We start from the raw sequence: 25,484 nt of genomic DNA, 5'->3' as shown, positions 1-25,484 counted from the left end.
TTCTGCCGCCTCCTCCTATTCAATCTGCCAGTCTATAGGCTCCAGCCCGTTTTCTTTCAGAAATTCATTTGTCCTGCTAAACGGCCTGCTGCCGAAGAATCCCCGGTATGCAGCCAGCGGGCTCGGGTGCGGCGACTCGAGTATGAGATGCTTCGGATTGTTCAGCATTGCTTTTTTCCGCTGGGCCGGTCCTCCCCACAATATGAATACGATCGGCCGGTCCTGGGCATTGAGCGCCGCGATCGCGGCGTCCGTGAACTCCTCCCAGCCGATCCCCCTGTGGGAGTTGGCCTGGTGCGCCCGCACAGTCAGCACGGTATTCAAAAGAAGCACTCCCTGCTTTGCCCATTTCGTAAGACAACCGTGGTTCGGAATCGTACATCCCAGATCATCGTGCAGCTCCTGGTATATATTCACAAGTGACGGCGGCACCTCAACCCCTTTTTTTACTGAAAAGCACAGGCCATGCGCCTGCCCGTTGTTGTGGTACGGGTCCTGACCGAGTATGACTACCTTCACGTCCTTAAGAGGCGTAAGGTGGAATGCATTGAACACGTCATCCGCAGGCGGAAATATAAGTCTCGTCTTATACTCCTCGTTCACCTTCTGAAACAGTTCTTTGTAATAAGGTTTCTTAAACTCTCCCCTGAGCGCTTCCAGCCAGTCATTATTAATTGCTGCCATTGTTATGCCACCTCATTTTCTTATCATTTTATCTGATCGTATTTCTTTTTCTTCTGATATCCAAATGCTACAGACGGACAGAGACTCCTTTTTCCTTCAGATATTCTTTTACTTCCCTGATCTCCAGCTCTTTGTAATGGAACAGAGATGCCGCCAGCGCGGCGTCTGCCTTTCCCTCCGTCAGAGCCCTGTGAAAGTCTTCCAGCGTCCCCGCGCCGCCAGAGGCAATGACAGGTATAGATACGGCATCCGCCACGGCCCTGGTAAGTTCCAGATCGTAACCGCCCTTTGTACCGTCGCAGTCCATACTCGTCAGAAGGATCTCTCCTGCCCCAAGTTCTTCCACACGCGCCGCCCACTTAAGCGCATCGATCCCGACATCGATCCGGCCGCCGTTCTTATAGATATTCCAGCCGCTTCCGTCCGCTCTCTTCCTTGCATCTATCGCCACCACGACGCACTGGCTTCCGAACTTTCCGGCCGCCTCCGATATAAGGTCCGGTGTGTTGATGGCTGAAGAATTGATCGATATCTTATCTGCCCCTTCCCGCAGCAGCGCCTTGAAATCCTCCACCGTGCGTATGCCTCCGCCTACGGTAAAGGGTATGAACACCGTCTCAGCCACCTTGCGCACCATATCGACCACTGTACTGCGCGCGTCAGACGAGGCTGTAATGTCCAGAAACACCAGCTCGTCTGCTCCGGCGGCGTCGTATGCCTTTGCGATCTCCACCGGGTCGCCCGCATCTCTCAGGTCCACAAAGTTTACCCCTTTGACGACTCTCCCGTTATTTACATCCAGACATGGAATGATCCTCTTCGTATGCATATGTATCCTCCGCCTATAATTCCACAAAATTTTTTAAGATATGGATCCCTGTGTCACTGCTTTTCTCCGGATGGAACTGGCAGGCAAATACATTGCCCTGCTCCACGGAAGCGTGGATCCTTACCCCATACTCCGTCACAGCGGTCACGATCTGTTCATCCGCGGCCTCCAGATAATAAGAGTGTACAAAATATACGTACGGCTCCCCCGAAAGTCCGTGAAACAGCCTTCCCTTCACCGGGAATTCAAGAGAATTCCAGCCCATATGCGGTACCTTCCGCCCTTCAGACTCCGGGATCCGCACGATCTTGCCCTTCAAAATTCCAAGCCCCGGCACGCCCGGGCTCTCGCCGCTTTCTTCAAACAAAAGCTGAAGGCCGAGACAGATCCCGAGAAAAGGCGTCCCGCTCCCGGCCACCTGCCGGATGACCGGCTCAAGTCCGTACTGCCGGATCTTTTCCATAGCGTCGCCAAAAGAACCGACGCCCGGAAGTATTACTTTGTCCGCAGACAGGATCGTCTCCTTGTCTCTCGTGACGACAGCCTCCTGTCCGAGAAGTGACATGGCCTTTTCCACACTTTTTATATTTCCTGCATCATAATCAATAATCGCGATCACGGTAACTCCCATCCTTTCTTTATAGGATATAGTGTACCATTATTTGACGTCCAGTTCAAACCAGAATTCCACTCCATTATCATAATTATTGAGCCCGTATTTCTGATGAAAGGATTCCATGATGGCTTTCACGATGGACAGACCGATCCCATTGCCCCCGTATTCTCTCGTATGCGCTTTATCCACCTTATAAAACTTGTCCCATATGTGCGCAATATCTTCCTGCGGGATGGGCGCGCCTGTATTGAACACGCTGATCCTGGCTTTCTCATCCGTGACCGTGATCTTTACCTCCACAACGTTATCGCCGTCCAGATGATGAAATGCATTGCTCACATAATTTCTTACGACCTGCTCTACTTTCAGTTCATCCGCCCACACATAGACCGGAGCTTCCTGAATGAAATTTACCCTTGCCTCTTTCTGCTGGGCCATGATCTCCATGCTCTGGAGCACTCCCTGTATAAGCTCCGTGACGTCGAACCTCTCGAACTGTATGTCCTCGTCTCCGAATTCCAGCTGATTTAATGTCAGAAGATTGCGCACCATCTGATTCATTTTCCCCGCCTCGTCCATGATGACATCACAGTAGAATTCCCGGCTCTCCGCGTCGTCGCTGACCCCTTCCTTCAGCCCTTCGGCATACCCCTGGATGAGGGCGATCGGCGTCTTAAGCTCGTGTGAGACATTCCCGAGAAAATCGCTGCGCATCTGTTCCAGCTTCTCTTTGCGCTCGATATCTTTCTGCAGACTGTTGTTGGCGCTTTTCAGCTCTGAGATCGTACTTTCAAGCTTCTCGGACATCCGGTTAAAGTTGGCGCCCAGCTCTCCTATTTCATTTTCCCCTCCGCTTTTATACTTGGCGTTAAAATCCAGGTCCGCCATCTTATCCGACAAAAGCGCCAGTTCCTTGATCGGATCTGTCAGACGCTTTGAAAAATACCAGACAAGGCAGATGCAGATACAGGTCACGGCCCCTCCGATATACAGGAGAAAACGGTTGGAAACAGCTACGCTTTCCTTAATGCTCTCAAGGGGACTCCTGAGAAACGTATTATAAGTTCCGTCAATGGCGCCCCAGAGAACGATGTACTCCGTCTGCGTCCTTGGATCTTTATACTGTGCGATCTGATAGTCTCTGGCGCTTTCCAGCACCTTGCTCTCCTTCTGTGCCTGTCCGAGCAGATACCCGGTCAGCTGGTCATTGAGCATGTCGATATCCGGCACGTTAAATATACCTTCCTTTGTCTCCACATTCATAAGAAGATATGAGAGATTGCCCTTCTCCGCCATATGTCTGAGTTCTGTCTGCGTATCCTCGCTCTTCCATGTACCGCTGTGGACAGACTCGGCAAGCTTCTCATACATATTGACAAATTCCGATTCTTTATTACTGATGTAATACGGTTCCAGGAACCGTATATTGAGCACTATGAGCGCAAACAGCAGACAGACCGTCAGGCCCACAAACACCGCTGTCATCTGCTTCTTGATCGAACGTTTCATCTATTCTTCTACCTCAAATTTATAACCCATCCCCCAGATGGTCTTAATGTAATTCCCCTTGTCTCCCAGCTTGTTCCTAAGCTTCTTTACATGGGTGTCTATCGTACGCGCATCCCCAAAATAGTCATAATTCCACACATTGTTGAGTATCTTTTCCCTGGACAGGGCGATCCCCTCGTTCTCCACAAAGTATACGAGCAGCTCAAATTCTTTGTAGCTTAAGTCTATCTGTTTTCCTTCCGCCTTCACCTCGTGAGCCGCCTTGTTGATCTGGATCCCTCCCGCATCAATTATCTCCTCTGCGCCGAGCACGTGAGAACGCCGCAGGATCGCCTCCACTCTTGCCACGAGGATCTTCGGGCTGAACGGCTTGGATATGTATTCATCCACGCCGAGTTCAAATCCCTGAAGCTCATCCCGCTCTTCTGACCTGGCTGTCAGCATGATCACAGGTGTCTGCGAGGACTGGCGGATCTCTCTGCACACCTGCCATCCGTCCATCTTCGGCATCATGACATCCAGAATAACGAGAGCGATCTCCTTATCCTCATAGAAGATCTCCATAGCCTCCATGCCGTCTCCTGCCTCCAGAACAGTATACCCTTCCCGTCCGAGAAAATCCCGCACAAGCTTGCGCATTCTGCTCTCATCATCAACCACTAATATTTTGACCTTGTCCATCTAACATACCTCCGCAGTATATCATTCTTATATTTCATCATATCAGACGTTTATGATATTTCTGTGAAATACCTGCTCCTATTTTACCATATCACAGCACAAATAGAAAAGGGCCGGAATTCTGCATTTTCACAGAATACCCGGCCCTCTGCCGCGGGCGATCATTTGTCCTGTTTTCTTCTCCTCAGTATGATAAAGAGGACCACGGCCGAAATCATAATGATTCCGCCCCACATTACCGGAAGCGCTGTATCACCGGTACGGGCCCCGGCCTGCCCTGCGCCGCCGTTCTTGCCGCCTGTATGGGCTCCCGGGCGCGCGCCGTTATTCCCCGGAGTAACAGTGCCGCCTCCCGGCGTGTCATCTGACCCCTTGTTCTTCTCCCATCCGGCGTAAAGTACAAGTGTCCTATTTTCATAGTCATCCGGCACCTTATCACCAAAATCCCACTCTGTCGTGCATGCCTTGTCCAGATACCACCCCGTAAATGTATAGCCGTCTCTCTCCGGGTCATCTGGTCTGTCAACCGTATCCCCCTTCACGGTATAGGTGTCCGCCGGCAGATAATAGTCCGTACTTCCCCCATAATTCAGATGATATTTTACGATCACCTGGTTCGGGTCATCCACCCACTTTGCGTAGAGCATTACATTATTTACATTTTCATCATAAGTCATGTACTCACGTTTATCTTCATATTCTCCCGTTGTACTGTTATATTTCCTATACCATCCATCAAATATAAAACCTTTTTTATGTATATCGTCTTGGCCTGGTACTGTCAGTGGGAAGCTGGAAGCGTGCAGATAGTATATATGATACCATCCCGATTGCATTTCCCCGCCTATCTCGTTTAGATACACAGCGGTAAACTCCCTCTCATAGCCTGCTTCCACAATAAATTCGCCTGTCGTTCCCTCCGGGATGGCAGTTATAGGATTGCCTTGCGTATCCTTCCATTCCTTATATACGTACCTTTTCTCTCCCTGCATCCCATTGTTAACAGGGACATTTTGTTTCATCCTCCACTTCTCCGCATCCGGCTCTTCCGGATTTGGCAGGTTAAGCGGCAGGTCTGTAACCTTATATGTATCCGGTCCTGTCAGAAGAGGAAATCCATTTAGAATATATCGGATCGGATATTCCTGTTCCTCCCATTTTGCATAAAGAGTACTGCTGCCCGCAGCGTCCTTTGACTCACCGCCAAGCGGCAGAGAAAAGACCTTTGTACTGTATGACGGTTCCTCATACCATCCCTTGAATTCATACCCCGGCAGAACCGGATCCTTTAAATCATAATACTGCTGTATCGTGTAAGAATCAGGATTCGGATTCTGGACCGTACCTGTGACATGTCCATGTTCATAAACAATAGAGTACTGAATCGGTTCCCAGTAAGCGTAAAGCGTATATACAATACCGTTTCCGCCGAGCTCCCGGGCGATCTGTTCCGGGTTAAGCTCCTCGATTTTCGTCCCTTCGCCCGAAGCCTTCGTATACCATCCCTGGAATGTATAATAATCTCTTGATGCATCCGCAAGCGGCGTACTGCCGGCAGTTCTGCTGATGCCGTATGGATTCTCCGGTGGTTTCGTCCCGCCGTCTGTCACATACCGGACAAGATAAAAACTGTCCTTTAAGTTTCCCGCTCTTACAACGGAAGGAGCAGACATGACAAGCTGCGTCCCCCCGTCAGACTCGTATACTGCCGCAAACTCATAGCGCCCTTCTTCCGAAGGCGTCCAGGTTGTGCCTGCAATTCCCGAACCATCAAGGAGCAGAGATCCTCCCAGTGGCTGAGGTGTACCGCCGTCCTTGCGGTACATGAACGTGACCGTTCCGGACGTGACTGCACCGCCGCCTTTTTCTTTTACAGATGCTTCTATGCTCACCGGCTTGTCCATCTGACCGGCCGCGATGTAATAGGTTCCCTTAAGAGGCTTAAGTTCTCTTTCATCCGCTCCACCTTTGTCACGTGTCAGGCTCGTGATCTCACAGGACGGCCGGCTGTCATCCCCTATGTGCAGTGAGGCCGCTCTGGAATATACCGTTTCTTCTGTAACTGCATTTCCTATGGGCACCTTCTTACGCAGCTGTACCTCCAGCCGGTACTTGTTGTTATCCATCTCTGCCGTGACATTGTCTATTGTCAGCGTATCCGATATCTGGTTATCTGCCGCCACCTGCCAGTCTCCCATATGCGTGTCTGCATCCGGTATATATTCGTACCACTGATAATGCAGTTCGTAACCCTCAGGCGGCGTCAGATTCTGTACAGAAAACACTGCACTTTCTCCCACCTTCACATAGGCATCCTCCGGTTGATCTGCCGGTATGTGTATCCGGCTGTCAGCAGTCTTTGTCGTAACCTCCAGGGGCATACTGTACTCGCTCTCCAGTGAATCCGGCGCTGCGCCGACACCGGTGAAGTAAAATGTGTAATCCTTACCCGGGGTCAGTCCTGAGACGACAAAAAGATTCTCTTTCCTGTCGGCCTCTCCAACCAACGTTTTGTGACTGCCCCCAGTGTCCTGATAGACCCGGTACTTCTCCGCCTGACGCAGTCCGTTGTCAGCCGAATTATCCCAGCCAAGCAGCGCCATATCCGTCCCGGCTTCATACACGTAAGGATTCTCCGGGGGCAGGGGGATATCTTTCCTTGCGTCAGCAAGAGGTCCTACCATGAGTAATGTATCCTTCTTATCCTTGCCCCACGCCGCGTTCCATGCCACAAGGCTGGCCTCATAGGAGTAGAAATTCTTTTCTGTGGGCGGTCCCACAAGCTGTGCTTTTATCCCTTCTCCCTTTGTCGTGACGCTGACATTTCCGGCCTGAAGGTCAAAAACGCCTGCAGCTCCAAATTTTCCCTCCACTTCAATATTTGCAAAGAGGCAGAACTTACCCTTTGCCTGTCCGTATATATCCCCATCCACCGACAGATGGAAGGCGAAGTCCGAAGTCAGCGCACTCTCCTGTGTAAAGGCCATCTCCACCGTTCCCCCGTTGCTTTTTACCGCCATCGGGCCCACGACAGCCGACTTGCCGCCGATGGACTTGATCTCCTCCTTTTGGGACGGATACGTAGAAGGGTCACCTTTGCGGTAATCCGAACTGTACAGTTCACTCATATCGATCTTCTCGATTGGGATGGATGCTGTGCTGTATTTGTCACATAACTTGTTATAATCGTCCACATACATACTACTGTAGACTTCATCAAACTGGATGACCGTATCTGCGCTGTACCAGCCTGCCGGTATCACATCCCCTGCCTTTATGAGCCTGGACGGGTCATTTTCATAATAGGGAGCCACGCCTGTCTCTTTTATGATCTTATCCAGCGCCTGCTGGGTCACCTTTGATTCGGGCAGGTATCTTTTATAATGATACGTCACGATCGGTATGGATAGTATGACAGCGCTGTCCCGCCCGGCATCTGCCGTTATCGTCCGTTCCTGTCCCTTTGTATGGGTTTTAGAAAACTCGTAAGCCAAGCCGATCAGACCCTCCAGGTCAAATCCGGCTCCCCCTGCAAGCCCGTTTCCTACCAGGCCTGCTCCGGCAGCCGCGTCAAACCCGGCCATAAACCCGCCCTGCAGGCTCACATCCCCCCGGGCTCCTGTCGTCCGTTCTCTGGATACACTGAAGGATACGGTCGGGGTACCGCCTGCGCCCAGTTCTCCCCAGTACGGCATGGCCGGTATGGCTGCAAGAGCCTGGGGGGCGCTCCAGCCAAAGTCTTTTCCCTCATATTGATAATAGGCAGCGCTGTTTACATCGCTGACCGGACAGAGTATGATACTGCTGCCATAGCCGAGGGCTCCCCGCTCATACAAGTACTTCTCATTCGTGTTATACTGCTTTACCGAAGTTCCGTCCGCCCACAGCCAGGAGATGTTCATCGTCACATCGTCCTTCTTGGAATAGCTCTGCCATACCACGGCGATCTGCTCGCTGCCGCCTTTATCCTTTGCAAAACGGCCCACGGCCGCACTGCTGACAAAATGGAAGTCTCCCCACTTATTGGCACTTAGATCCATGGACTTGACGACGTCAAATTCTCCGTCCTCCAGTGAATCCCCTGTATCCCCCTGCTTAAATTTTAACACGTGGCCGGCAAGGAAGATATAATCCGAATCATCCTTCTCGTTTAGCTTCGCGGCCTGAAGTGTCACAGCCTCACTCATGCCAAAGTGCTGTCTGGCCGTGATATCACTCGTATCACCAGATACACTGATTTTAAATGCAGTATTGTTTACCTTCTTGTATTTCCCCTTATCGTAGGTGAGCATATTGAGATAATAACCGTCGCGGCCATTGTTATATCCGGCCAGGACGATCTCGTCCTGCCCGTCTCCATCTACGTCCGCCTGAACCGCAGACGCATACCGATAGACATATGGAGTAGGTATGTCCTTTATCAGCTCCACAAATTCCATATCGGCTGTATACTCTTTTTTCAGAGTCCCTCCGTCCATACTGTAGATGGCCAGAGCAGAGACATTACTGTGGTTCGCCACACTGGCAGGACAGCATGCGGTGATGATCAGATGTTCTTTTGCCCCGGCGAGTGAAGATGTAGAAAGTCCGACAACCGGGAAATTCTCCCCGCCGTATCCCTGATCAAACTGCCACGCATCGGAATCGGTATTCAGATCCTTAAGCGGTATCTCTCCGATTTTTTCAAGAGTCATGCGGTCTTTTTCACTTTTCTGTTTAAAGATGGTAATGCTTGGCCCTGTAAAATACGGAGTATAGACCGCAAGCTCGTCCACCCCGTCGCCGTCCAGATCTACCGCAGTCATGGCGGTGAGCGCGGCGGCAGCCCGGGAGCCCAGTTTTTTAAATGCCGTGCCCCCTTTTATATCATAGTTCTGGCTTGTGAGCGGAAGGTAAGCTCCATTCTTCTGCCGCTTCATCGTCTGAAAGAAGAAGCCGCTCTCATAGGTCTTGGAGAAGGTCCCGGTCTCGCGGTAGTACAGGTTCATCTCCACGATCGTACTGTCGTTCATTCCATCCGCCAGCGCCACCGCGTTTTTCCCGACGATCCTGCTGCCGCTCCCTGAGGCCGCGGCATTATCTGTATATGGTACGATCGGACTCGCGTCCAGATTACCGGTCACCTTCTGATTCTTATCGGTCAGCGTGGCATTTTTTTCCGTCAGCGCCTTCATACTGTCAAGAACCGCAAACTGTCCATTGTTCTTACTTGTCTTGTTCATATAGCTCATATACAGCCAAGACTTTGGCGCAGGCTCATAATTCTCAAGCGGATGCTCGTCTGATGTATATTCCTCTATCGTCCCTGCCGGAAGGCCAAATTCCTTGTACGCCTCCTGAGAGAGCGCATCGTGGCGGTTGTCTGCCGCTGCTGCGTTGCTGCTTTCTGAAGCGGCCTGCGCTTCTTTGTCTTCTGTATTCTCAGGCGCTGCATATGACACCGGACCCGGCAGCGATACAAGCATCGAAACCATGACAAGTACCGCCATAAATGCCGCAATCTTCCCTTTTATCCTCCGCATTCCTATCATCTCTCCCTCCATTTAGGTAAATAAACACTAGTATAAGATAATTATATAGCGGTTCAGCGGAGGCGGAAATTATACGGTATTAGACTTTGGACAAATTGTTTTCCGGAATATTATGGAAATAAAGGCAATTATACAAGATATCACTCATACGGTATTAGGTTTTCTGTACTTTGACATTGATCAAGGTATCATCTCTACCGACATCACGATATTTAGAGGAGTAACCGAAGCCACTTTATCCACATACACCGCATAGATGTCACTCTCCCTCTCCAGCGTCTCTTCATCGACATAGAGTCGGGACTTCATTGAAAACGGCCGGTCCAGTTCCCGCTTCCCGGGCCGGATAAATTCAATGTAATTCTGACGGCTCTGGGTCGTGATACGGTATTCCCCCGGACTTCGGGGCTTTGCCGGCACATTGATGTTAAGGATATCTACATTCTCCGGCATGCCCTCTTCCAAAACGCGGGCGGTCCATGTGCGCAGCACTTCTGCGGCCGGGCCGAAATCGGCCGCCTGAAAATCATTGGACCGCTGTATCTTAAGGTCTGTTTCCAGCGACACCGCTATTGCAGGCACGTTATGGCTGACCGCCTCAAACGCGGCTCCGAGCGTTCCGCTGCAGGTCAGCACCGCGCCCATGTTCTCCCCGTAATTGATTCCGCTGACACAGAGGTCCGGCCTGCGGCCTGCCAGCTCTAGTATGCCGTGAGCCGCCGCAAGAGCCGGAGAACCGTGGACGCCGTACGCCCGGACCGTACGGCCGTGTATGTCCATAGATTCCGTCTCGATCACTCCCATATCTTCCGTATCCGGAAATGCCCGTCCCATCCCCGTCTGCTGTGTGTGGGGCGCCGCGATCACGATATCCGCCATGTCCGCCGCCGCTTCGGCCGCTGCCCTCAGGCCGGGAGAATGAATCCCGTCATCATTTGTAATTAAAATAAGTGGTCTTTTCATACGCTTCACCTCGCAAAAGGGGCCGGACCCCCTTGGAATCTCCACAGGGGTCCGGCCCCCATGGCCAAGGGGGTCTGACCCCTTTCAAAATCAATGAAATAGTTCATATGATTTCTTTAATATATCATCTGTGTGATTTGTTATATCCGTATAGATCGGAAGCATCTTTGCGTAGAATTCCACATGCTCCGCATCCGGCTCAAAGCTGTCTTTGATCCTTACCATATTGTCCACTGCCTCGTCAAAGCTTCCGTAGACGCCTGCCGCCACTGCGGCGCAGATCGCCGCGCCGAGGCCTGCAGCGCCGTTCACTTCATTGCGCACTGCCGGAATATTGAACACATCTGCAAAGATCTGCATGAACAGGTCGCTGTTGGATCCGCCTCCGGTGATGATGACTCTGTCAAGCTTCACGCCCATCTCCCCGGTCATGTCGTCCAGATGTTTCTTCATCGTCAAAGCCACCGCCTCAAGAATAGAGCGGTATATATGCCCTCTCGTGTGTCTTCCGTCAAAACCGATCATGATGCCCTTTTTGTACATTGCATCTACCGGAGCCAGCCAGTCCAGCACAGTCATAAGCCCGTCAGAACCTGCCGGCACTTTCTCTGCCTCTTCGCTCAGAAGTTCTTCCGCAGAGAGTCCCTTTTCTTTCGCAGCCTGCACATAGCTGTCCCCGAGGATATCTCTGAACCAGCTGATCGTCCACATCCCTCTTCGGATCCCGTTGCTGTCATAGAGGTATTTGTCCGGCACGCAGGAGAATTTCGGCCATACATACTTCGTATCTCTGAGGAATTCTTTTCCTTCCATCATGGCAGCCGTGTATGTGCCAAGAGAAATACATGCGGTCGTATCCCCCATGCATCCCGTCCCAAGTCCTTCCACTGCCTTGTCGTTGGATGTCGCCACGACCGGAAGCCCCTGCGGAAATCCTGTCGCCTCAGCTGCTTCTTTCGTCACATATCCGAGCACATCCCCCGGCATCACAAGGTCAAAAAGCATCTCTCTTGGCATCCCTGTCGACTCATAAGCTGCCGGGTCATCCGACCAGTCCCATTTGTCCACATCGATCGGCCATACGCCTTCGTAATTGGCAACCGTATCCTTGAATTCACCCGTCAGGCGGTTGGTTATGTAGCCTGAAGACGCAACGATGTATTTCACATCCGGGTTCGTATGTTCATAAGGCTGCGCAACACGTACGTCCATCCAGCTTAATGCAGGCTGCGCAAGTGTTCCGTCCGCCTTGAGATAGGCACGGCAGTAACGGATCGTACAGAGGCCGATTCCCACAATGTCTTCTATGTTTCCTTTAAAGCTGGCCATACATTTCTTAGCCGCCTCGCAGATGGCGTCCCACCAGTCGTCGTCCGGGTGTTCTACAAGTCCCGGCTCCGGCAGGTTGTAAGGCTTCAGAGGATGTTTTCCCTCACATACGATATTGCCCTTTGTGTCGAAGATAAGTATCTTGGCACTCTGGGAACCTTCATCTACTCCGATGATATATTTCTCACTCATTGGTCCAAACCTCTTTCTTTGTCTAAGTTTTCTGTAAATAAGCTGTTACCTTACAAGGTAGCCTCCGTCCACAACTAATACCGTTCCGTTCACGTAATTGGACGCCTGGCTTGCAAGGAATACGGTGGCACCCATAAGATCCTGTCTCTCCCCCCAGCGGTCAGCCGGAATGTGGTCTTTGATCTTGTTGTATTTTTCATCGTTTGCGCTGCCTGTTCCTGAAGTCATGGCAGTCTGGAAATATCCAGGCGCAATACCATTTACAGATATGCCGTATTTTCCGAGCTCATCGGCATATGCTTTTGTAAGTCCCATGAGGCCTGCCTTCATGGCCGCGTACGCAGGAGAGCCAAGTCCGCCGAGGAAGGAGAACAGGGAACAGATATTGATGATCTTACCGCTCTTCTGCGGAATCATATATTTTGCGACTGCGTGGCTTAAGTCAAAAGCGCCCGTCAGATTGATAGCGATCATCGGATCCCACTCTGCTCTGCCAAAGTCAAGTACATCTGCTATCTTGCAGATTCCGGCACAGTTTACGAGAATATCAATGCTGCCGTATACTTCAGCACATTTCTCGGCAACCTTGTCACACATCCCGTCTTCAGTCAAGTCTCCCTGCATAAATGTATACTTCACACCACAGTCTTCGATCAGCTTCTGTGTTGTCCCGTCGTCATCTACAAACGCAAATGCGAAAATGTTGGCTCCTGCTTTTGCGAGCGCAAGCGCAAACGCCTGGCCCAGCCCGCTGTTTCCACCTGTAACGATTGCGTTTTTACCTTTCAGTGAAAAGAAATCCATAGAAAAATCATTGATATTTAAGCTCATTTTAATACCTCCATATGTTATTTGATCATTATTGCAAAAGAGCCCGCCGCCTCTGTCTGCGCACAACAGGACCGGAATGCCGGACGGGATACAGTCTTCCCGCAGACAAAAAAAAGAGCAACTTCCACCCACTGCACGCAGGTAAAAGTTACTCTCTCTTCCGCTCTTTTAGTAACTATGTCCATTGTAAATCGTGTCATATCATTTGTCAATATCGTGATTATACTTAAAAGTGCCCTCTCGTTTTTATGCATATTGTATAATTCTCTTCTCATTACTCAGCACCGGAGTAAACCGCTCCACCTGAAACTTCCTGACGAACAGCTCGCATTTGCATAGAAACAGATAGTATACATTTCTTCCGCAGCCCCGCAGCGTCTCAAAATTCCCCTGCCCCTTGGCGATACAGAGGTCTGCAGCGTCCACCGCCTCCCTCGCCTCACGGCTGATGGCGTCAATGGGCGTTCCCGGTATGTCTGTCCCGTTCGGTATGACGACGGCGATCTTGTCCATCCCGGCCAGCGCGGCGTCTTCTGACGTCGCATCATTTAACACCGGCACTCCCCGCACAAGCACCGTCACCTGCAGCTTCGGATACAGCTCCTTTATCACACGCAGAAATACCTTGTCCAGCACGATCTCTCCTGCGTTGTCGGTGATATATACGAGTCTTAAAGCTCTGGACAGATCCTCTGAAAGCCTGGACGCCTCCTCCATGTCAAGCTTCACCTGCGGGCGGGCGGACAGGAGCTCTTTGAGCTTTTCTTCCTCCACATCCGACATGGCCCCAAAGTCTATGTAATTCCCGGTGACAGCATACTGAAGGGCCGCAAAAAAGCGGTCTTTCTCCCCCATCACCTCATCATATACCTCTTCTTCCCGCCGAAGCAGCAGTTCATTGTACTTCCTTTTCGGCAGGTCAAAGGCGTCCGTGATTCCGGTCTGTTCCCCCAGCAGGCTCATGGCCCGGGCCATGAGCACAGGAGCTGAAGTATCCGGATCCGCGCAGGCAAGCTGCTCCTTTATATGCGCGAGCACGCCTGCCGAGGTGCTCTGCGGCACCTGATACTGCAAAAGAAGGCTCTCTGCCTTTTTCAGGCAGCACGCATAACATTCTTTATCTGCTCTCATCTTGTTCTCCTCACTCCTAACAGTCCCACATCTTCCGGTTCGTGGTGGATACCGCAAATGCGCCGGCTTTGAGCGCTCCCATCACATCTTCTTTGTCCAGAATGAGGCCGCTTGCCACCACCGGCTTATCGATCTCTTCCAAAAGATATTGTATGACCTTCGGCAGTCCTGCCGGAAGAAACTCAACCACATCCGGATTGCAGTTCTTCACATGCTTGACGATATTGGCATACGTGAGCGCATCCATCATATAGAATCTCTGTATCGTAAACATGCCCAGCTCGTTTGCGCGCTTGATAAGTCCCGGTTTCATGCTGATGATGCCGTCTGCCTCCGTATACTTCTGAATAAAATCTACACTGATCTCTTTTGAAGACAGACCTACGATCAGATCTACGTGAACGATCGCCTTCTTCCCCATCTCTTTCACTTTCTGGACGATATCCGCGATCGTACAGATGTCCCCGTAGATGATATAGACGATACCGCACTCCGATTCCCTGCAGCCCTCCAGCCACTCCTCATTTTTGATGGCCGGAATGACCGGGCAGGCCTCCGTCGCTTCCATAAAATATTCTTTCGTCAAAGACATAATCATTTACTCCTTTTCAATCGGCAGCCGCGGGGTCACAATAGGACGCCCCTTGCTGTCATAATCTTCCTTGTGCACATCATACTTCTGCGGATTCCGGCTTATCTTCCACAGTCCTATTATCATGATGATGACAAGGAACATATTCGGAAAACCGCCGAGATTGGACGCTGCCTTGATCCCGTCGATCCCCGCGAAGCTGATCAGAAGCCACGTCATGAGTGCAATGGAGATTCCCCAGACGATCTTAAGCCAGGAAGGAGATTCCTGCTCGTCCTGAGTGATACCGTTCGTACACAGTCCTGCCATGGCGTTCGTATTGGAATCCGATGCCGTGACAAAGGAGATGAACACAATAAACAGATAGAACGGGATAACGATCACCGCCAGCGGCAGCTGGTCAAACACTGCATATACAACAGACTCTGTTCCTTTATTTAACAGCGTGTCATACAGCCCTGCGCCGTTCATCTCATAGTAGATAGAGGCCGTTGCAAACAGCCCCATCCATATTGTGCTGAAGACTGCCGGTATAATAAAATTGCACTTGATGGCATCTTTTATCGTATAACCTCTCAGTATCTTTCCGAGGAACACTGCTGTGATCGGTGTCCACGCAAGCCAGTTGCACCAGTAGAATATAGGCCAGCTCTTCGCCCAGCCGTCCTGGAAGATATCGCCCGTCATAAGACTCATCCTGAAGAAGTCCTGTATATATGCTCCCCAGGACTCCGCTGAAAAATTCAGCATAAATGCCGTCGGCCCAAATACAAACAGAAACAAAAGCAGGACCATATATACTTTGGCATTGATGGAGGAAAGCAGACGGATTCCTTTCATGATTCCGGAAACACTCGATATGATAAATGTCGTAACGATGACCGCAATGATGATCCCCCACGATACCGGGCCGCTCTCAAACCCGAACACCTTTTCCACACCGCCGCCTATCGTCATCGTACCTGTTCCGAGCGACGCCGCCATTCCGGCTACAAGGGCGAACAGACAGATGACATCCACAACTCCATTATACTTCTTTACCTTCTCCCCAAATACCGGCACAAGGGCGGAGCCCATCGAATAGGACTGGTTCATGTTGTAAAATACAAAAGCAAATATCAATGTGGCCACGGTATAAATAGCATATGGAGACCACGTCCATTCAAGGAACATCGTCTTCATGGCAAAAAGCGCAGAACTGGCGCCTCCTGCCTCCACTCCTTCCGCCACGGCCGGAGCGTTCATATGATACAGCGGCTCTGCGCAGGCCCAGAACAGGATCCCGGCCGCGATCGTCGTACAGAGTGTGATCCATACGAGATCGAGAAACTTCATCATCGGTTTTGCTTTACTTCCCCCGATCCGCACCTTCCCAAGCGGAGAAAAATATACCATGATCACTGTTATCACGCAGCCGACCGTGGTCAGATTGAACGCCCACGCAAAGTTGCCCAGTATCCAGTTGGTCACAGCGTTAAGCCCCGCCATAAACGCATCGCCGTTTGTAAGGCTTACGACGACCATCGCCACAAGAAGAAGCCACGGCGGGAAGAACACCCCTTTTCTCAATGACAGCTTCACTGTTTTCTCTCTTACTTCCGCCTCCATACAGTCACTCCTTTCTTATTACTATATTTATAAAGCCGCACCCATATTTCGCTGCAATTTTCTTCAGTTCCCCGGACTCTTCCTCACTCACTATGCGTCTCGGAACCGTAAATACGTCCCGGTCCGCACGGATGACGATCACATGCTCTGAACAGAGAAACTTAAGCTTCTTACCGGACAGCTTTATCTTCTCATTTTTATCCCCCGCTATTATACATGATTCTGTGATCTCCAGCCGGTATTCCCCGCCCCGGGCCGCCATCTTTCCCGCCCGTCTCCTTCTGCTGTACACAGCGCCGTATGCCATATAAAACAGCAGCAGTATAATGAGCAGCAGAAGCAGAAACAGAAAAAACTGTCCCGGATCCTTCATATATGCTGTTAATACGAGAACACCGAGGATACTCAATACCCAGAGATTGACGGTCCGAAACCGTCCTTCTCTGCGCCAGTTCAGATCGAGAAGCGCTTCTTCGATCTCTTTTTGTTCTAATTTATAAATGAATCTCAGGAGAACCATCACCTTTCCCGGCCCCGAGCCTCTTGATCAGCTCCGGCACTATCTCATACAAGTCCCCGCACACCGGATAATGGGCAATCTCAAATATCCTGGCGTCGGGATCTGTATTGACCGCAATAATATTCTTTGTGTGTCTCATGCCTGCCATAAACTGGACCGTGCCGGATACACCGCACGTGATCATGTAGTCAGGACTCACTGTGCTTCCCGAAAGTCCTATCTGCCTCTCAGGCGGCATCCACCCTTTCTCAACAAGCGCGCGGCTTGAAGCCAGCTGCCCACCGAGCAGCCCGGCAAGTTCCCGAAGCATCGCAAGGTCTTCTTTCTTCTTCACACCTCTGCCTGCCACAACGAGTACATGCGCGTCCGTTATCCCCCCGGAAGCCTCCTTCTCCTGTACATCCAGGATCCGGAACGAATCGTCCGCCGGCCGCACTGTCTTCCTTACGATCTCTGCCCTGCCGGGGTTTTCCCCAAAGAACGCCTCCATAATGCCGGGCCTTACTGTCGCAAACTGCGGCCTCGTAAACTGTGTCACAATGCTGGCCATCACATTGCCCCCAAAGGCAGGCCTGATCTGTACAAGGTTGTCCTCTTCGTCTATGTCAAGCGCTGTACAGTCCGCCGTAAGTCCGCTCCCAAAGGCAACCGCAAGACGCGGCGCCAGAGCGCGTCCCTCATAAGTTCCGCCGATAAGTACAACAGATGGTTTTATGTCATATATACATTCTGTCATTATCTTTTCATATAAAACAGGGCTGTACTCCTCTTCTGTCTCATATAGATAAATTTTATCCAAAGCACAGTCCGCGAGCTGTTTGGGAACATCTTCCAGACCGCATCCAATAGCCGCCGCGTACACTTTGCCTCCAAGCTTTGCCGAAAGCCGCGCCGCCTCTGCAATGAGCTCCCGCCCTACGGGATGCAGTTTTCCCCGCCTGCATTCCAGATATACGAGAATTCCGGACCACGCTGCTGTATCTGCCTGCCTCATACCCGCTCCTCCTGTACATCCGTATTCAGTATATTCCATATATACTCTGCCGCTTTCTCTTTGCTTACGTTCACAAGTTCCCGCCTCTTCGTGCGCTCCGGCGGAAAGATCCTGCGGACTCTTGTGGCAGAGCCTTTTAAACCATAGTTTTCTTCATTTCGGTCCTCAAAAGATGTCATATCCAGCATATGTATTTCCTTTTTTCTCCCGCTGATCTTAAGCTTCAGAGAGGGCATTCTCGGAACAAACGCATCCTTTTCAACAGACAGGAGGCACGGCAGCTCTGCCTGTGCCGATATAACCCGGTTATCCATATTATAACAAATCTTAACGGTATTTTGTGATATTTCTGATATTTCTGTCACCCAGCTCACATGCAGAATGTCCATCCATTTTGCCAGGGCGCCGCTCACCTGTGCAGTATCTCCGTCTGTCGTCTGCTTTCCGCACAGGATCAGGTCATACTTTCCGACAGAGCCGATCGCCTGCTTAAGCGTATAGGATGTGGCGAGCACATCCGCCCCTGCAAATGCCCTGTCACAGATAAGATATCCTTCATCCGCCCCCATGGCAAACGCCTCCCGCAGCACATGCTCCGCTTTTGCCGGCCCCATGGTAAACACATGGATCTGTGCTCCATATGTCTCCTTCAACTGAAGGGCGGCCTCCAGGGCCGCCAGATCATACACATTTACAATGGCCTCCAGGCCGGTCCGGATAAGTACGCCCGTCTCCGGGTCCATATTTCCCTCAGAAGCGGCGGGCACCTGTTTCATACATACAGCGATTCTCATACGCCCCCTGCCTTTCCGCCTATAATATTCCCTCTGTTCCATACAAAGCCGGCATCCAGTTCTTCCTTCAGTTCTGTGCAGAGCTCGATATACGGCTTGGAAAGAAGTCCGTCCAGTATCCGGAGCTTCAGCTTTCCGATGCCGTGTTCCCCGGTCACCTGTCCGTGACGTTCCCTCACTTGCGCCGCCCACTTTCTTATGAGCGCGATCCCCTTTTCATAGTCGTCATGATCATCGGGCAGTATATTCACATGAAGATGGTTCTCCAGGGCATGGCCGAAAATACTTGCTTTCAGCCCGGCCTGCTTCAGTTCCTCTGTCATATTGCAGAGCGTATCCGAAAAAGACATGTCGGAAATGACCATGTCTGTTCCAAGCTTGGTGATGCGCTCGTCGTTCCGGCGGACTTCTTCTATATAAAGATTGGCCGTCTCTGCCGCCCCGTGCCGGAACGCGCGGAGCCTCTCCACATCCGTCTCACCGGAGACAGCCCACGCTTCATCCGGATCGCTGCCGCACACCATGGCAGTCTCCATGAGCGACTCTGCCAGCAGCTCGATCTCATCTTCCTCACCGTGGAGCTCTACGTATACCATCCCTTCCGTCTCTTCACTGATGTCCGGGAGCTCTTTGATCTTCGTCATGACTCCTTTGTGCTTTTCGATCAGATCCATAGACGTCCTGTCGATATATTCGACTGCGGCGACCGCGGCGTTCTCACACTCAGGCATATGCTGCCTCAGAATATCCACAAACCGTCCGGCTTCTTTTGTCTGACCGAAGAAAAAAGCGATCCCCCATATGCCGGCCGGCTTTGGAAGCAGCTTCAGCGTCAGCTCGCTCATAACACCTGTGATGCCTTCTTTTCCAAGTACGGCGTCTATCCGGTCGATCACACGGCCGGAAGGAAGCGTCATTTTCTGCCCTTTCTCCACCGTAATGACCTGTCCGTCACTTTTCACCAGTCTCAGTGATTCAATATATGTTCTGGCGGGCCCATACAACAGCCGGCTGATACCCTGGGCGTTTGTCGCCGCGATACCGCCGGCCGTGGCGGAAGTCTCCGTCGGGTCCGGCGGCCAGAACAGCGGATTTTTACGGAACGCGGCCGCGATCTCCCTGCTTAAGTCCATCAGGTTGATTCCGGGCTCTACGGTTATCCGCCCTGTCCCGTCTTCCAGAAGAACACTGCTTTTTACCTTATTCATACGGGACAGGTTCATGACATGCCCCCCTTCAGGTACTGCCGCGCCGGTAATTCCGGTTTTCCCTCCCTGGATCGTTACAGGTAAGCGCTCCCCGTTCACGGCGCGAAGCACCTCCTGTATCTCTTCTTCGCTTTCCGGAAAAGAAATGCTGTCTGCAAAGCCGGAAAACTTTGACTCATCGATCAAAAACTCTTCATATTGTTCTTTCATCGGAAATATCAATTGTCTCATAAAACTATCCCCTGTCGTTTACTTTTCTGCAAGTTTCCGCAACGCTTTCATTACCGGGACAAAATCATCCGCCACCGCCACATCGGCCTTCTTCATGATCGGCGCCTGTTCGTCCGTATTAATAGCTACAATAAACTTGCTCTTCTCTATTCCCGCGTAAAATGCAGCGGCGCCGGATACGCCTGCCGCGATGCAGATGTCCGGCTTAAGCATTGCCCCTGACACACCAATCAACCTGTTCATCGGAGCCCATGCATTCATGGCCGCCGGACGGCTGACTCCAAGTTCGCCGCCGAGCGCTTCTGCCGATTTCTGCAGAAACTCCGCATTCTCTTTATTTCTGACACCTCTGCCCGCAGCTATCACGATGTTCGCATCGCCAAGCCCGCCTGATGTTTCTTCGGCGCATGTCTCTCTTGAAACCACAAATCCGGACTTCTGCGGACATTGGATCTCCCTGAAGTCACAGAATTCTTTTTTCTCCGGCTGCTGCCGGTCCATTCCTTTTGCCAGAGATATGCAGTATGGACCTCTTCTCATACAGAACGCGCCTTCCATATGATTCGCATACACCATCTTCCGGACTGTCAGCCGTTCTTTTTTCTCAAGGCTGTGAACAGCCGTGACGGAACTGCCCCCGGCCCGTTCGGCCAGGCGTACGGCCAGTTCTGTTCCGCTGTATCCGCTCCCGAAGATATAGAGATCTTCCGGCAGGATCTCCCCGTGCAATGCCGCAAGCACCGTCTCAGGGCAATATTCCCCGGCTGTTACGGCCGCCGCGCTTTTGGAAACATGTCCGTTTAATTTCTCTGCATCTGACATGTCCCGGCACAGGATAAAGGCTTCTCCTTCTTCTGACTCTGACAGGAAGGCCCTTTTAAAAGCACAGAACTCTTCCAGCTGCCGGTTTATATCTTCCGAGTGAGCATTTATGATACAATGATATCTCATACTTTTTCAAGCCTTTCTTTCAAATATGTCTCAAACAGTTTCTCCGCCTTCTCTTCCGGAGTATCTCCGTCAATAAGCACCGTGTCCCTGCTCTCTACCACCTGCTTCAATTCCACAAGTTCCACAGCCGGCTCTGAGACGCCCCCCTTACTTCCCAAAAGAGTTTCCCAGTCCGGGCTTATATGTTCGACCGGCTTCTTGCCAAACTTCATCTTGTCTTTCAGCGTAGGCACCCTCAGATAGGCGGAAGGAGCGTTCCCTGCCGCCAGAACACACGGAACCGTAACCGTCTGTACCGCCGTGCATCCATCTTCCTGGCTCGTGACCTTCAGATGCGCTTCATCCACCGGTTCCATCGCCGTCACCTGGGTGATACACGGCCACCCGAGCATTTCTGCCAGGAGGAGCGGCGTCTTCATATTACTGCCGTCTGAACTCTGGATACCCATAACTACCACATCCTGAGCCGCATTATGTCTTACGTGATCCGCCACTATCTGTGCAATAATTTCCGGACAGAAACGGATGTCCGTGTCCCCGTCCGCCTCGACCCGTACCGCGTGCTCAAACTTCAGTGCATAAAGCGTCTTTAAAAATGTCTCATGCTGCCGTCCGCCTACGGTGAGCGCGTTCAGCTCATATACGACGTCAAAGCCTTCTGATAAATCAGAAAGCTTTAACATCATTTCCAGTGCTCCTTCATCAAAACAATTCCATAAAAGTTTTGCGTATCCTGTATCTACCCGAAGCCGGTCATCTGCGGTCCAGTCTTCTTCAGCTATCAGATCCAGATCAGGTACTATTTTAAAACACCCTAATATCTTCATGGCTTATTTTCTGAGGGGGATCAATGTTCCCATGTTCATGATTCCGTTTGGATCAAACGCCTGTTTCAAAGTTTTGAGCATATAATAGGAAGAACCGTATTCCTGTGTCACGTATTTTGCTCTTGCTTTGCCGAGGCCGTGGTGGTGAACAATAGATCCGCCGTATTTGATAACCTGTTCGCAGATGATCTGGTTGATTCTGTCATGGTACTTGTTGATCTCTTCTTCCGGCGCGCAGTCTACGATATTATAATAGTATACGAAATACATATTCGTACCGTTGATGTAGCTGTGTGAAGAATGTCCGCCCATGAGAGTCATATCCGGAACCTCTTCCATGATCCTGTCACATGCTGTCTTATAGATATCATAGATGTTGTCCCAGCTTCCTGATACTTCTGTCGTGATACCGATATTCTGTGTGGCTTTGATCTCTTCTTTTTCTTCTGCGATCTGCTCCGGTCCCCAGTTCAGTCCGCCGTACCATTTCTCAATGAGTTTCGGGTCAACCTCTTCAAGCTCCGGATGTTTGGACATCATCTCTTTGATCCCTGCCTCAATTGCCGGCGTAATGTTTGCAGGGCCTTCTGCCATCCAGATCAGGATAGCCTTTCCTTCCGGAAGCCATGCGCTGAAATGCTGCTGCGCGTCTGCCGCGTCATAGAGTCTTGCAAAAGAAGGTTTGTATCCTGCTACCATAACTTCACGCAGACAGTCAAATCCAAGCTTCATATACTCATCATCCAGCATATATCCGATGTAACGGTTGTTTTCCGGCTGCCATTTAAATAACTTTAATGTAACTTCAGTTATGTAGCAGAGCGCTCCTTCATTTCCGCAGATAATATGTCTGATGTCAGGCCCTGCAGCACGTCTCGGCACATTTTTGATCCTGCAGATCTTACCGTTCGGGAATACTGCCTCAAGTCCCACGATCATGTCCTCAATTCCGCCGTACAGCGTTGAGAACTGTCCGATACTTCTCGTCGCTACAAGTCCTCCCATCTGAGCCAGAGGCTTGGACTGCGGAGAATGTCCTGTCGTATATCCTCTCTCTCTGAGCATGTCATCCAGCTCCTGAAGCGGTACGCCGCACTGGCATGTAACCTGCATGTTGTACTCATCCACTTTGATCACCTTATTCATAGTAGAACCATCGATAACCACGGAATCCTTAAGCGCTGTCTCAAGACCTCCTTCGATCGCAGACTGTCCTGTTCTCGGTACTACATTGATCTCATTATCATTGGCGAACTGAAGCACCTCGGATACTTCCTCCGCGCTCTTTACATATACTACCGCTGCCGGTATCGGCTGTGTGTACACTTCACATACCTGCTCATATTTTCTGTATCTGTCGAGACTGCTCTCCTTTAATACCTGTTCGTCTGTTACGACCTGCTCGCTGCCAAGAATGTCAACTAACCCTTCTACGATTTGTTCTCTTGAAATAATTGCCATGACTCTGGACTCCTTTCACTATTAACACGTTTTTTCTTTGATACCTCACTGAAAGAGATAAGGAAGCGCAACACGGTGCAAAGTTCCGTAAACGCAAAAAAAGAAAAGCAACACAACACGGGCAGTACGCCTGCCACGTTGGTTACTTTTCTCTGAAAATCTCTTTCGGTAACTGCATATAGTATAAAACCATATGCCGGGAGTTGTCAATTGTTTATTTTTCATATTATTATATCCGGCTTTTTGTGCACAATGTTTATATTTCGTTTTTTTGTCTTTTAGTGATTGACTTTTTTTCACAATTATTTTATTATTCGAGTTAGTTACAAAGAGTGAAGAGAGAAGTAACGCCACCCTGGCATTACTTTTCTCTTTTTTTGTTACATTAATAACAGGTACGGCGGCTGCAGCGTCTGTACCACCAATATTATTATAGTTGATCTGGAGGCGAAATCATGAACAAAGCTTTTGTTAAAAAGTATGGTACCCTGCTTCTTCTTGCGACAGGTGCCGGAATCATTTTTCAATTACCGTACATCCGTGAGACCTTCTATGTGCCGATTCAGAATGCCATGAATCTTTCCAATGCACAGATGGGACTCTTATCATCCGGATATGCAACAATGTCACTTTTCTCTTATTTCATAGGAGGTATTATCGCCGATAAGTTCTCGGCAAGGAAACTGCTTACCTTTTCCTTCATCGCGACAGGTATCCTGGGACTTTGGTTCTCCACCTTCCCCGGCTATACCATAAGCCGCGTGATCTTTGTACTTATGGGTATCTCTACTATCATTACATACTGGTCTGCCTGCATCAAGGCAACGCGTATGCTCGGTACCGACGAAGAGCAGGGACGTCTGTTCGGCCTGCAGGAAGGTCTCCGCGGTATCATGAACGCACTGCTCGTGTTTGGTATGACAGCCGCATTTACACGTTTTGCCGATGAAGTTGCAGGCGCGTCAGCGGCTATCAAAGTATGCTCTATCGTAGTCATTATAATAGGTATCCTCAACTTTATCTTTATCGAGGACACAAAAAAGGAAGAAAACTCAGAATCTTTGGCAGAAATCACAAAAGGAATGTTCAAGGCCCTGCTCATTCCCAGAGTCTGGCTGCTCGTAGCAATTGTTTTCACTGCCTACAGTGTATACGGACTGATCGCGTATGCGACCACATTTGCACAGCAGTTCTACGGATTATCCGCCGCTTCAGCCGCAACACTCGGCGGTGTCCGCTACCTGATCCAGGGCGCCGGCGGTATTGTCGGAGGCTTCCTGGCCGATAAAATGAAGTCCCGGTTTAAAGTCATCATCGGCGGATGTATCGGCCTCGCTTTATCTTTCGGCCTCTTCATCGTAATGCCGTCCAAAGCTTCTCTCTGCGTTATGGTAGTAGCCAACTTCTTCGTAGGCCTGTTCTTCATCTACGCTGTAAGAAGCCAATACTTTGCAGTACACGACGACGCCGGAATCCCTATCAACATGAGCGGACGTGTGTCAGGCATTGCCTCCTGCCTGGGATATACACCTGACATCTTCATGTACACCTTAGTCGGAAGCTGGATGGACAACTACGGCAGGACCGGCTACAACATGACATGGGCCTACGCGATGATAGCCGCAGTCCTCTGCGCCATCATCACCTTCATCCTGAGCCGCATCGTCAAAAAAGAAAACGCACAGAAAACCGCATAATCCAATACCTAAAGAAGACACGGCGCATATGAGCACCGTGTCTTCTTAATCTACATCCTAACAATACCATCCATCGAGACACCCCAGGGAATCTCTCCCGGTTGAGTATTTTAAACACCTGGAGATGAACAGGCGAAGCGGGCGGGTGCACATAAGCGGTTTATGGGCGTTCGGAGTCAGGTGAGAAAGCCGTTGCTGCAGAAAGAGCCGGAATCAGATACGTGGATGTTATCACAAATAACATCCACGAGAGCCTCTGAGGAAAGAAATCCCTTCAGGATTTCATTCCGAATAGGCTCGGTTAT

General features: G+C 50.7%; 20 protein-coding genes. 1 reads left to right on the top strand and 19 read right to left on the bottom strand.

Going from position 1 to position 25,484, the window contains the following annotated elements; genetic code table 11:
• Positions 1 to 15 precede the first annotated feature (15 nt).
• The 19 genes from LAJLEIBI_RS01755 to LAJLEIBI_RS01665 form a co-directional block, all read right to left on the bottom strand.
• Positions 16 to 684: a uracil-DNA glycosylase gene (locus tag LAJLEIBI_RS01755; protein ID WP_006444258.1), complete on the bottom strand. Its 669-nt coding sequence runs from the start codon at positions 682 to 684 to the stop codon at positions 16 to 18.
• A 67-nt stretch (positions 685 to 751) separates the two neighbouring features.
• Entirely contained in the window at positions 752 to 1,513 is a 762-nt protein-coding gene (gene hisF, locus LAJLEIBI_RS01750; RefSeq protein ID WP_006444259.1) for an imidazole glycerol phosphate synthase subunit HisF, read from the bottom strand.
• Between the two features lie 13 nt (positions 1,514 to 1,526).
• The gene (hisH, locus tag LAJLEIBI_RS01745) at positions 1,527 to 2,132 is read right to left on the bottom strand and encodes an imidazole glycerol phosphate synthase subunit HisH (protein ID WP_040435752.1); all 606 of its coding nucleotides are present in this window, start codon (positions 2,130 to 2,132) and stop codon (positions 1,527 to 1,529) included.
• A 39-nt stretch (positions 2,133 to 2,171) separates the two neighbouring features.
• Positions 2,172 to 3,638, bottom strand: coding sequence for a HAMP domain-containing sensor histidine kinase (locus LAJLEIBI_RS01740; RefSeq protein ID WP_006444261.1), 1,467 nt, complete (start codon positions 3,636 to 3,638; stop codon positions 2,172 to 2,174).
• On the bottom strand, positions 3,639 to 4,319 hold the full coding sequence (locus tag LAJLEIBI_RS01735) for a response regulator transcription factor (RefSeq protein WP_006444262.1): 681 nt from the start codon (positions 4,317 to 4,319) through the stop codon (positions 3,639 to 3,641).
• A gap of 161 nt (positions 4,320 to 4,480) precedes the next feature.
• Positions 4,481 to 9,850, bottom strand: coding sequence for an InlB B-repeat-containing protein (locus LAJLEIBI_RS01730; RefSeq protein ID WP_040435753.1), 5,370 nt, complete (start codon positions 9,848 to 9,850; stop codon positions 4,481 to 4,483).
• A 180-nt stretch (positions 9,851 to 10,030) separates the two neighbouring features.
• A complete protein-coding gene (surE, locus tag LAJLEIBI_RS01725; RefSeq protein WP_006444264.1) occupies positions 10,031 to 10,813 on the bottom strand; it encodes a 5'/3'-nucleotidase SurE in 783 nt (260 codons plus the stop codon).
• A 90-nt stretch (positions 10,814 to 10,903) separates the two neighbouring features.
• Positions 10,904 to 12,334 (bottom strand): FGGY-family carbohydrate kinase, encoded by a 1,431-nt coding sequence (locus tag LAJLEIBI_RS01720; RefSeq protein WP_006444265.1) that lies wholly within the window; start codon positions 12,332 to 12,334, stop codon positions 10,904 to 10,906.
• 45 nt (positions 12,335 to 12,379) lie between these two features.
• Complete coding sequence (locus LAJLEIBI_RS01715; protein ID WP_006444266.1) at positions 12,380 to 13,165, bottom strand: SDR family oxidoreductase; 786 nt, start codon at positions 13,163 to 13,165, stop codon at positions 12,380 to 12,382.
• Between the two features lie 246 nt (positions 13,166 to 13,411).
• Positions 13,412 to 14,296: a damage-control phosphatase ARMT1 family protein gene (locus LAJLEIBI_RS01710; protein ID WP_006444268.1), complete on the bottom strand. Its 885-nt coding sequence runs from the start codon at positions 14,294 to 14,296 to the stop codon at positions 13,412 to 13,414.
• A 16-nt stretch (positions 14,297 to 14,312) separates the two neighbouring features.
• Positions 14,313 to 14,888 (bottom strand): glycerol-3-phosphate responsive antiterminator, encoded by a 576-nt coding sequence (locus tag LAJLEIBI_RS01705; protein WP_040435755.1) that lies wholly within the window; start codon positions 14,886 to 14,888, stop codon positions 14,313 to 14,315.
• Positions 14,889 to 14,894: 6 nt separating this feature from the next.
• Positions 14,895 to 16,496, bottom strand: coding sequence for a BCCT family transporter (locus LAJLEIBI_RS01700; protein WP_147570539.1), 1,602 nt, complete (start codon positions 16,494 to 16,496; stop codon positions 14,895 to 14,897).
• 4 nt (positions 16,497 to 16,500) lie between these two features.
• Positions 16,501 to 17,016 carry a hypothetical protein gene (locus LAJLEIBI_RS01695; protein ID WP_006444271.1) on the bottom strand — a complete coding sequence of 172 codons (516 nt, stop codon included), beginning with the start codon at positions 17,014 to 17,016 and terminating at the stop codon, positions 16,501 to 16,503.
• Complete coding sequence (locus LAJLEIBI_RS01690) at positions 16,991 to 18,010, bottom strand: electron transfer flavoprotein subunit alpha/FixB family protein (RefSeq protein WP_006444272.1); 1,020 nt, start codon at positions 18,008 to 18,010, stop codon at positions 16,991 to 16,993. The genes LAJLEIBI_RS01695 and LAJLEIBI_RS01690 overlap by 26 nt, the downstream gene beginning before the upstream one ends.
• Complete coding sequence (locus LAJLEIBI_RS01685) at positions 18,007 to 18,804, bottom strand: electron transfer flavoprotein subunit beta/FixA family protein (RefSeq protein WP_006444273.1); 798 nt, start codon at positions 18,802 to 18,804, stop codon at positions 18,007 to 18,009. The genes LAJLEIBI_RS01690 and LAJLEIBI_RS01685 overlap by 4 nt, the downstream gene beginning before the upstream one ends.
• Positions 18,801 to 20,243 carry an FAD-binding oxidoreductase gene (locus LAJLEIBI_RS01680; RefSeq protein ID WP_006444274.1) on the bottom strand — a complete coding sequence of 481 codons (1,443 nt, stop codon included), beginning with the start codon at positions 20,241 to 20,243 and terminating at the stop codon, positions 18,801 to 18,803. Before LAJLEIBI_RS01680 ends, LAJLEIBI_RS01685 begins: the two co-directional genes overlap by 4 nt.
• An 18-nt stretch (positions 20,244 to 20,261) precedes the next feature.
• Positions 20,262 to 21,194, bottom strand: coding sequence for an electron transfer flavoprotein subunit alpha/FixB family protein (locus tag LAJLEIBI_RS01675; RefSeq protein ID WP_006444275.1), 933 nt, complete (start codon positions 21,192 to 21,194; stop codon positions 20,262 to 20,264).
• A complete protein-coding gene (locus tag LAJLEIBI_RS01670) occupies positions 21,191 to 22,021 on the bottom strand; it encodes an electron transfer flavoprotein subunit beta/FixA family protein (RefSeq protein ID WP_006444276.1) in 831 nt (276 codons plus the stop codon). Before LAJLEIBI_RS01670 ends, LAJLEIBI_RS01675 begins: the two co-directional genes overlap by 4 nt.
• 3 nt (positions 22,022 to 22,024) lie before the next feature.
• On the bottom strand, positions 22,025 to 23,482 hold the full coding sequence (locus LAJLEIBI_RS01665; protein WP_006444277.1) for an FAD-binding oxidoreductase: 1,458 nt from the start codon (positions 23,480 to 23,482) through the stop codon (positions 22,025 to 22,027).
• Between the two features lie 455 nt (positions 23,483 to 23,937).
• Between LAJLEIBI_RS01665 and LAJLEIBI_RS01660 the strand changes: the two genes are divergently transcribed.
• Complete coding sequence (locus LAJLEIBI_RS01660) at positions 23,938 to 25,179, top strand: MFS transporter (RefSeq protein ID WP_006444279.1); 1,242 nt, start codon at positions 23,938 to 23,940, stop codon at positions 25,177 to 25,179.
• Positions 25,180 to 25,484: the final 305 nt, after the last annotated feature.

Origin of the sequence: [Clostridium] hylemonae DSM 15053 (assembly GCF_008281175.1) — a bacterium.
GTDB lineage: Bacteria > Bacillota > Clostridia > Lachnospirales > Lachnospiraceae > Extibacter > Extibacter hylemonae.
Note: the sequence above shows the minus strand (reverse complement) of the source record. Positions and strands in the feature narration are given on the sequence as shown.

Bases quoted from the DNA above. Each gene is read 5' to 3' on its own strand.
- LAJLEIBI_RS01720 (WP_006444265.1), bottom strand. From the start codon at position 12,334: ATGAGTGAGAAATATATCATCGGAGTAGATGAAGGTTCCCAGAGTGCC.
- LAJLEIBI_RS01660 (WP_006444279.1), top strand. From the start codon at position 23,938: ATGAACAAAGCTTTTGTTAAAAAGTATGGTACCCTGCTTCTTCTTGCG.
- LAJLEIBI_RS01690 (WP_006444272.1), bottom strand. From the start codon at position 18,010: ATGAGGCAGGCAGATACAGCAGCGTGGTCCGGAATTCTCGTATATCTG.
- LAJLEIBI_RS01740 (WP_006444261.1), bottom strand. From the start codon at position 3,638: ATGAAACGTTCGATCAAGAAGCAGATGACAGCGGTGTTTGTGGGCCTG.
- LAJLEIBI_RS01710 (WP_006444268.1), bottom strand. From the start codon at position 14,296: ATGAGAGCAGATAAAGAATGTTATGCGTGCTGCCTGAAAAAGGCAGAG.
- LAJLEIBI_RS01675 (WP_006444275.1), bottom strand. From the start codon at position 21,194: ATGAGATATCATTGTATCATAAATGCTCACTCGGAAGATATAAACCGG.
- LAJLEIBI_RS01695 (WP_006444271.1), bottom strand. From the start codon at position 17,016: ATGGTTCTCCTGAGATTCATTTATAAATTAGAACAAAAAGAGATCGAA.
- LAJLEIBI_RS01700 (WP_147570539.1), bottom strand. From the start codon at position 16,496: ATGGAGGCGGAAGTAAGAGAGAAAACAGTGAAGCTGTCATTGAGAAAA.
- LAJLEIBI_RS01735 (WP_006444262.1), bottom strand. From the start codon at position 4,319: ATGGACAAGGTCAAAATATTAGTGGTTGATGATGAGAGCAGAATGCGC.
- LAJLEIBI_RS01705 (WP_040435755.1), bottom strand. From the start codon at position 14,888: ATGTCTTTGACGAAAGAATATTTTATGGAAGCGACGGAGGCCTGCCCG.
- LAJLEIBI_RS01730 (WP_040435753.1), bottom strand. From the start codon at position 9,850: ATGATAGGAATGCGGAGGATAAAAGGGAAGATTGCGGCATTTATGGCG.
- LAJLEIBI_RS01715 (WP_006444266.1), bottom strand. From the start codon at position 13,165: ATGAGCTTAAATATCAATGATTTTTCTATGGATTTCTTTTCACTGAAA.
- LAJLEIBI_RS01680 (WP_006444274.1), bottom strand. From the start codon at position 20,243: ATGAGACAATTGATATTTCCGATGAAAGAACAATATGAAGAGTTTTTG.
- hisF (WP_006444259.1), bottom strand. From the start codon at position 1,513: ATGCATACGAAGAGGATCATTCCATGTCTGGATGTAAATAACGGGAGA.
- LAJLEIBI_RS01665 (WP_006444277.1), bottom strand. From the start codon at position 23,482: ATGGCAATTATTTCAAGAGAACAAATCGTAGAAGGGTTAGTTGACATT.
- LAJLEIBI_RS01755 (WP_006444258.1), bottom strand. From the start codon at position 684: ATGGCAGCAATTAATAATGACTGGCTGGAAGCGCTCAGGGGAGAGTTT.
- LAJLEIBI_RS01670 (WP_006444276.1), bottom strand. From the start codon at position 22,021: ATGAAGATATTAGGGTGTTTTAAAATAGTACCTGATCTGGATCTGATA.
- surE (WP_006444264.1), bottom strand. From the start codon at position 10,813: ATGAAAAGACCACTTATTTTAATTACAAATGATGACGGGATTCATTCT.
- LAJLEIBI_RS01685 (WP_006444273.1), bottom strand. From the start codon at position 18,804: ATGAGAATCGCTGTATGTATGAAACAGGTGCCCGCCGCTTCTGAGGGA.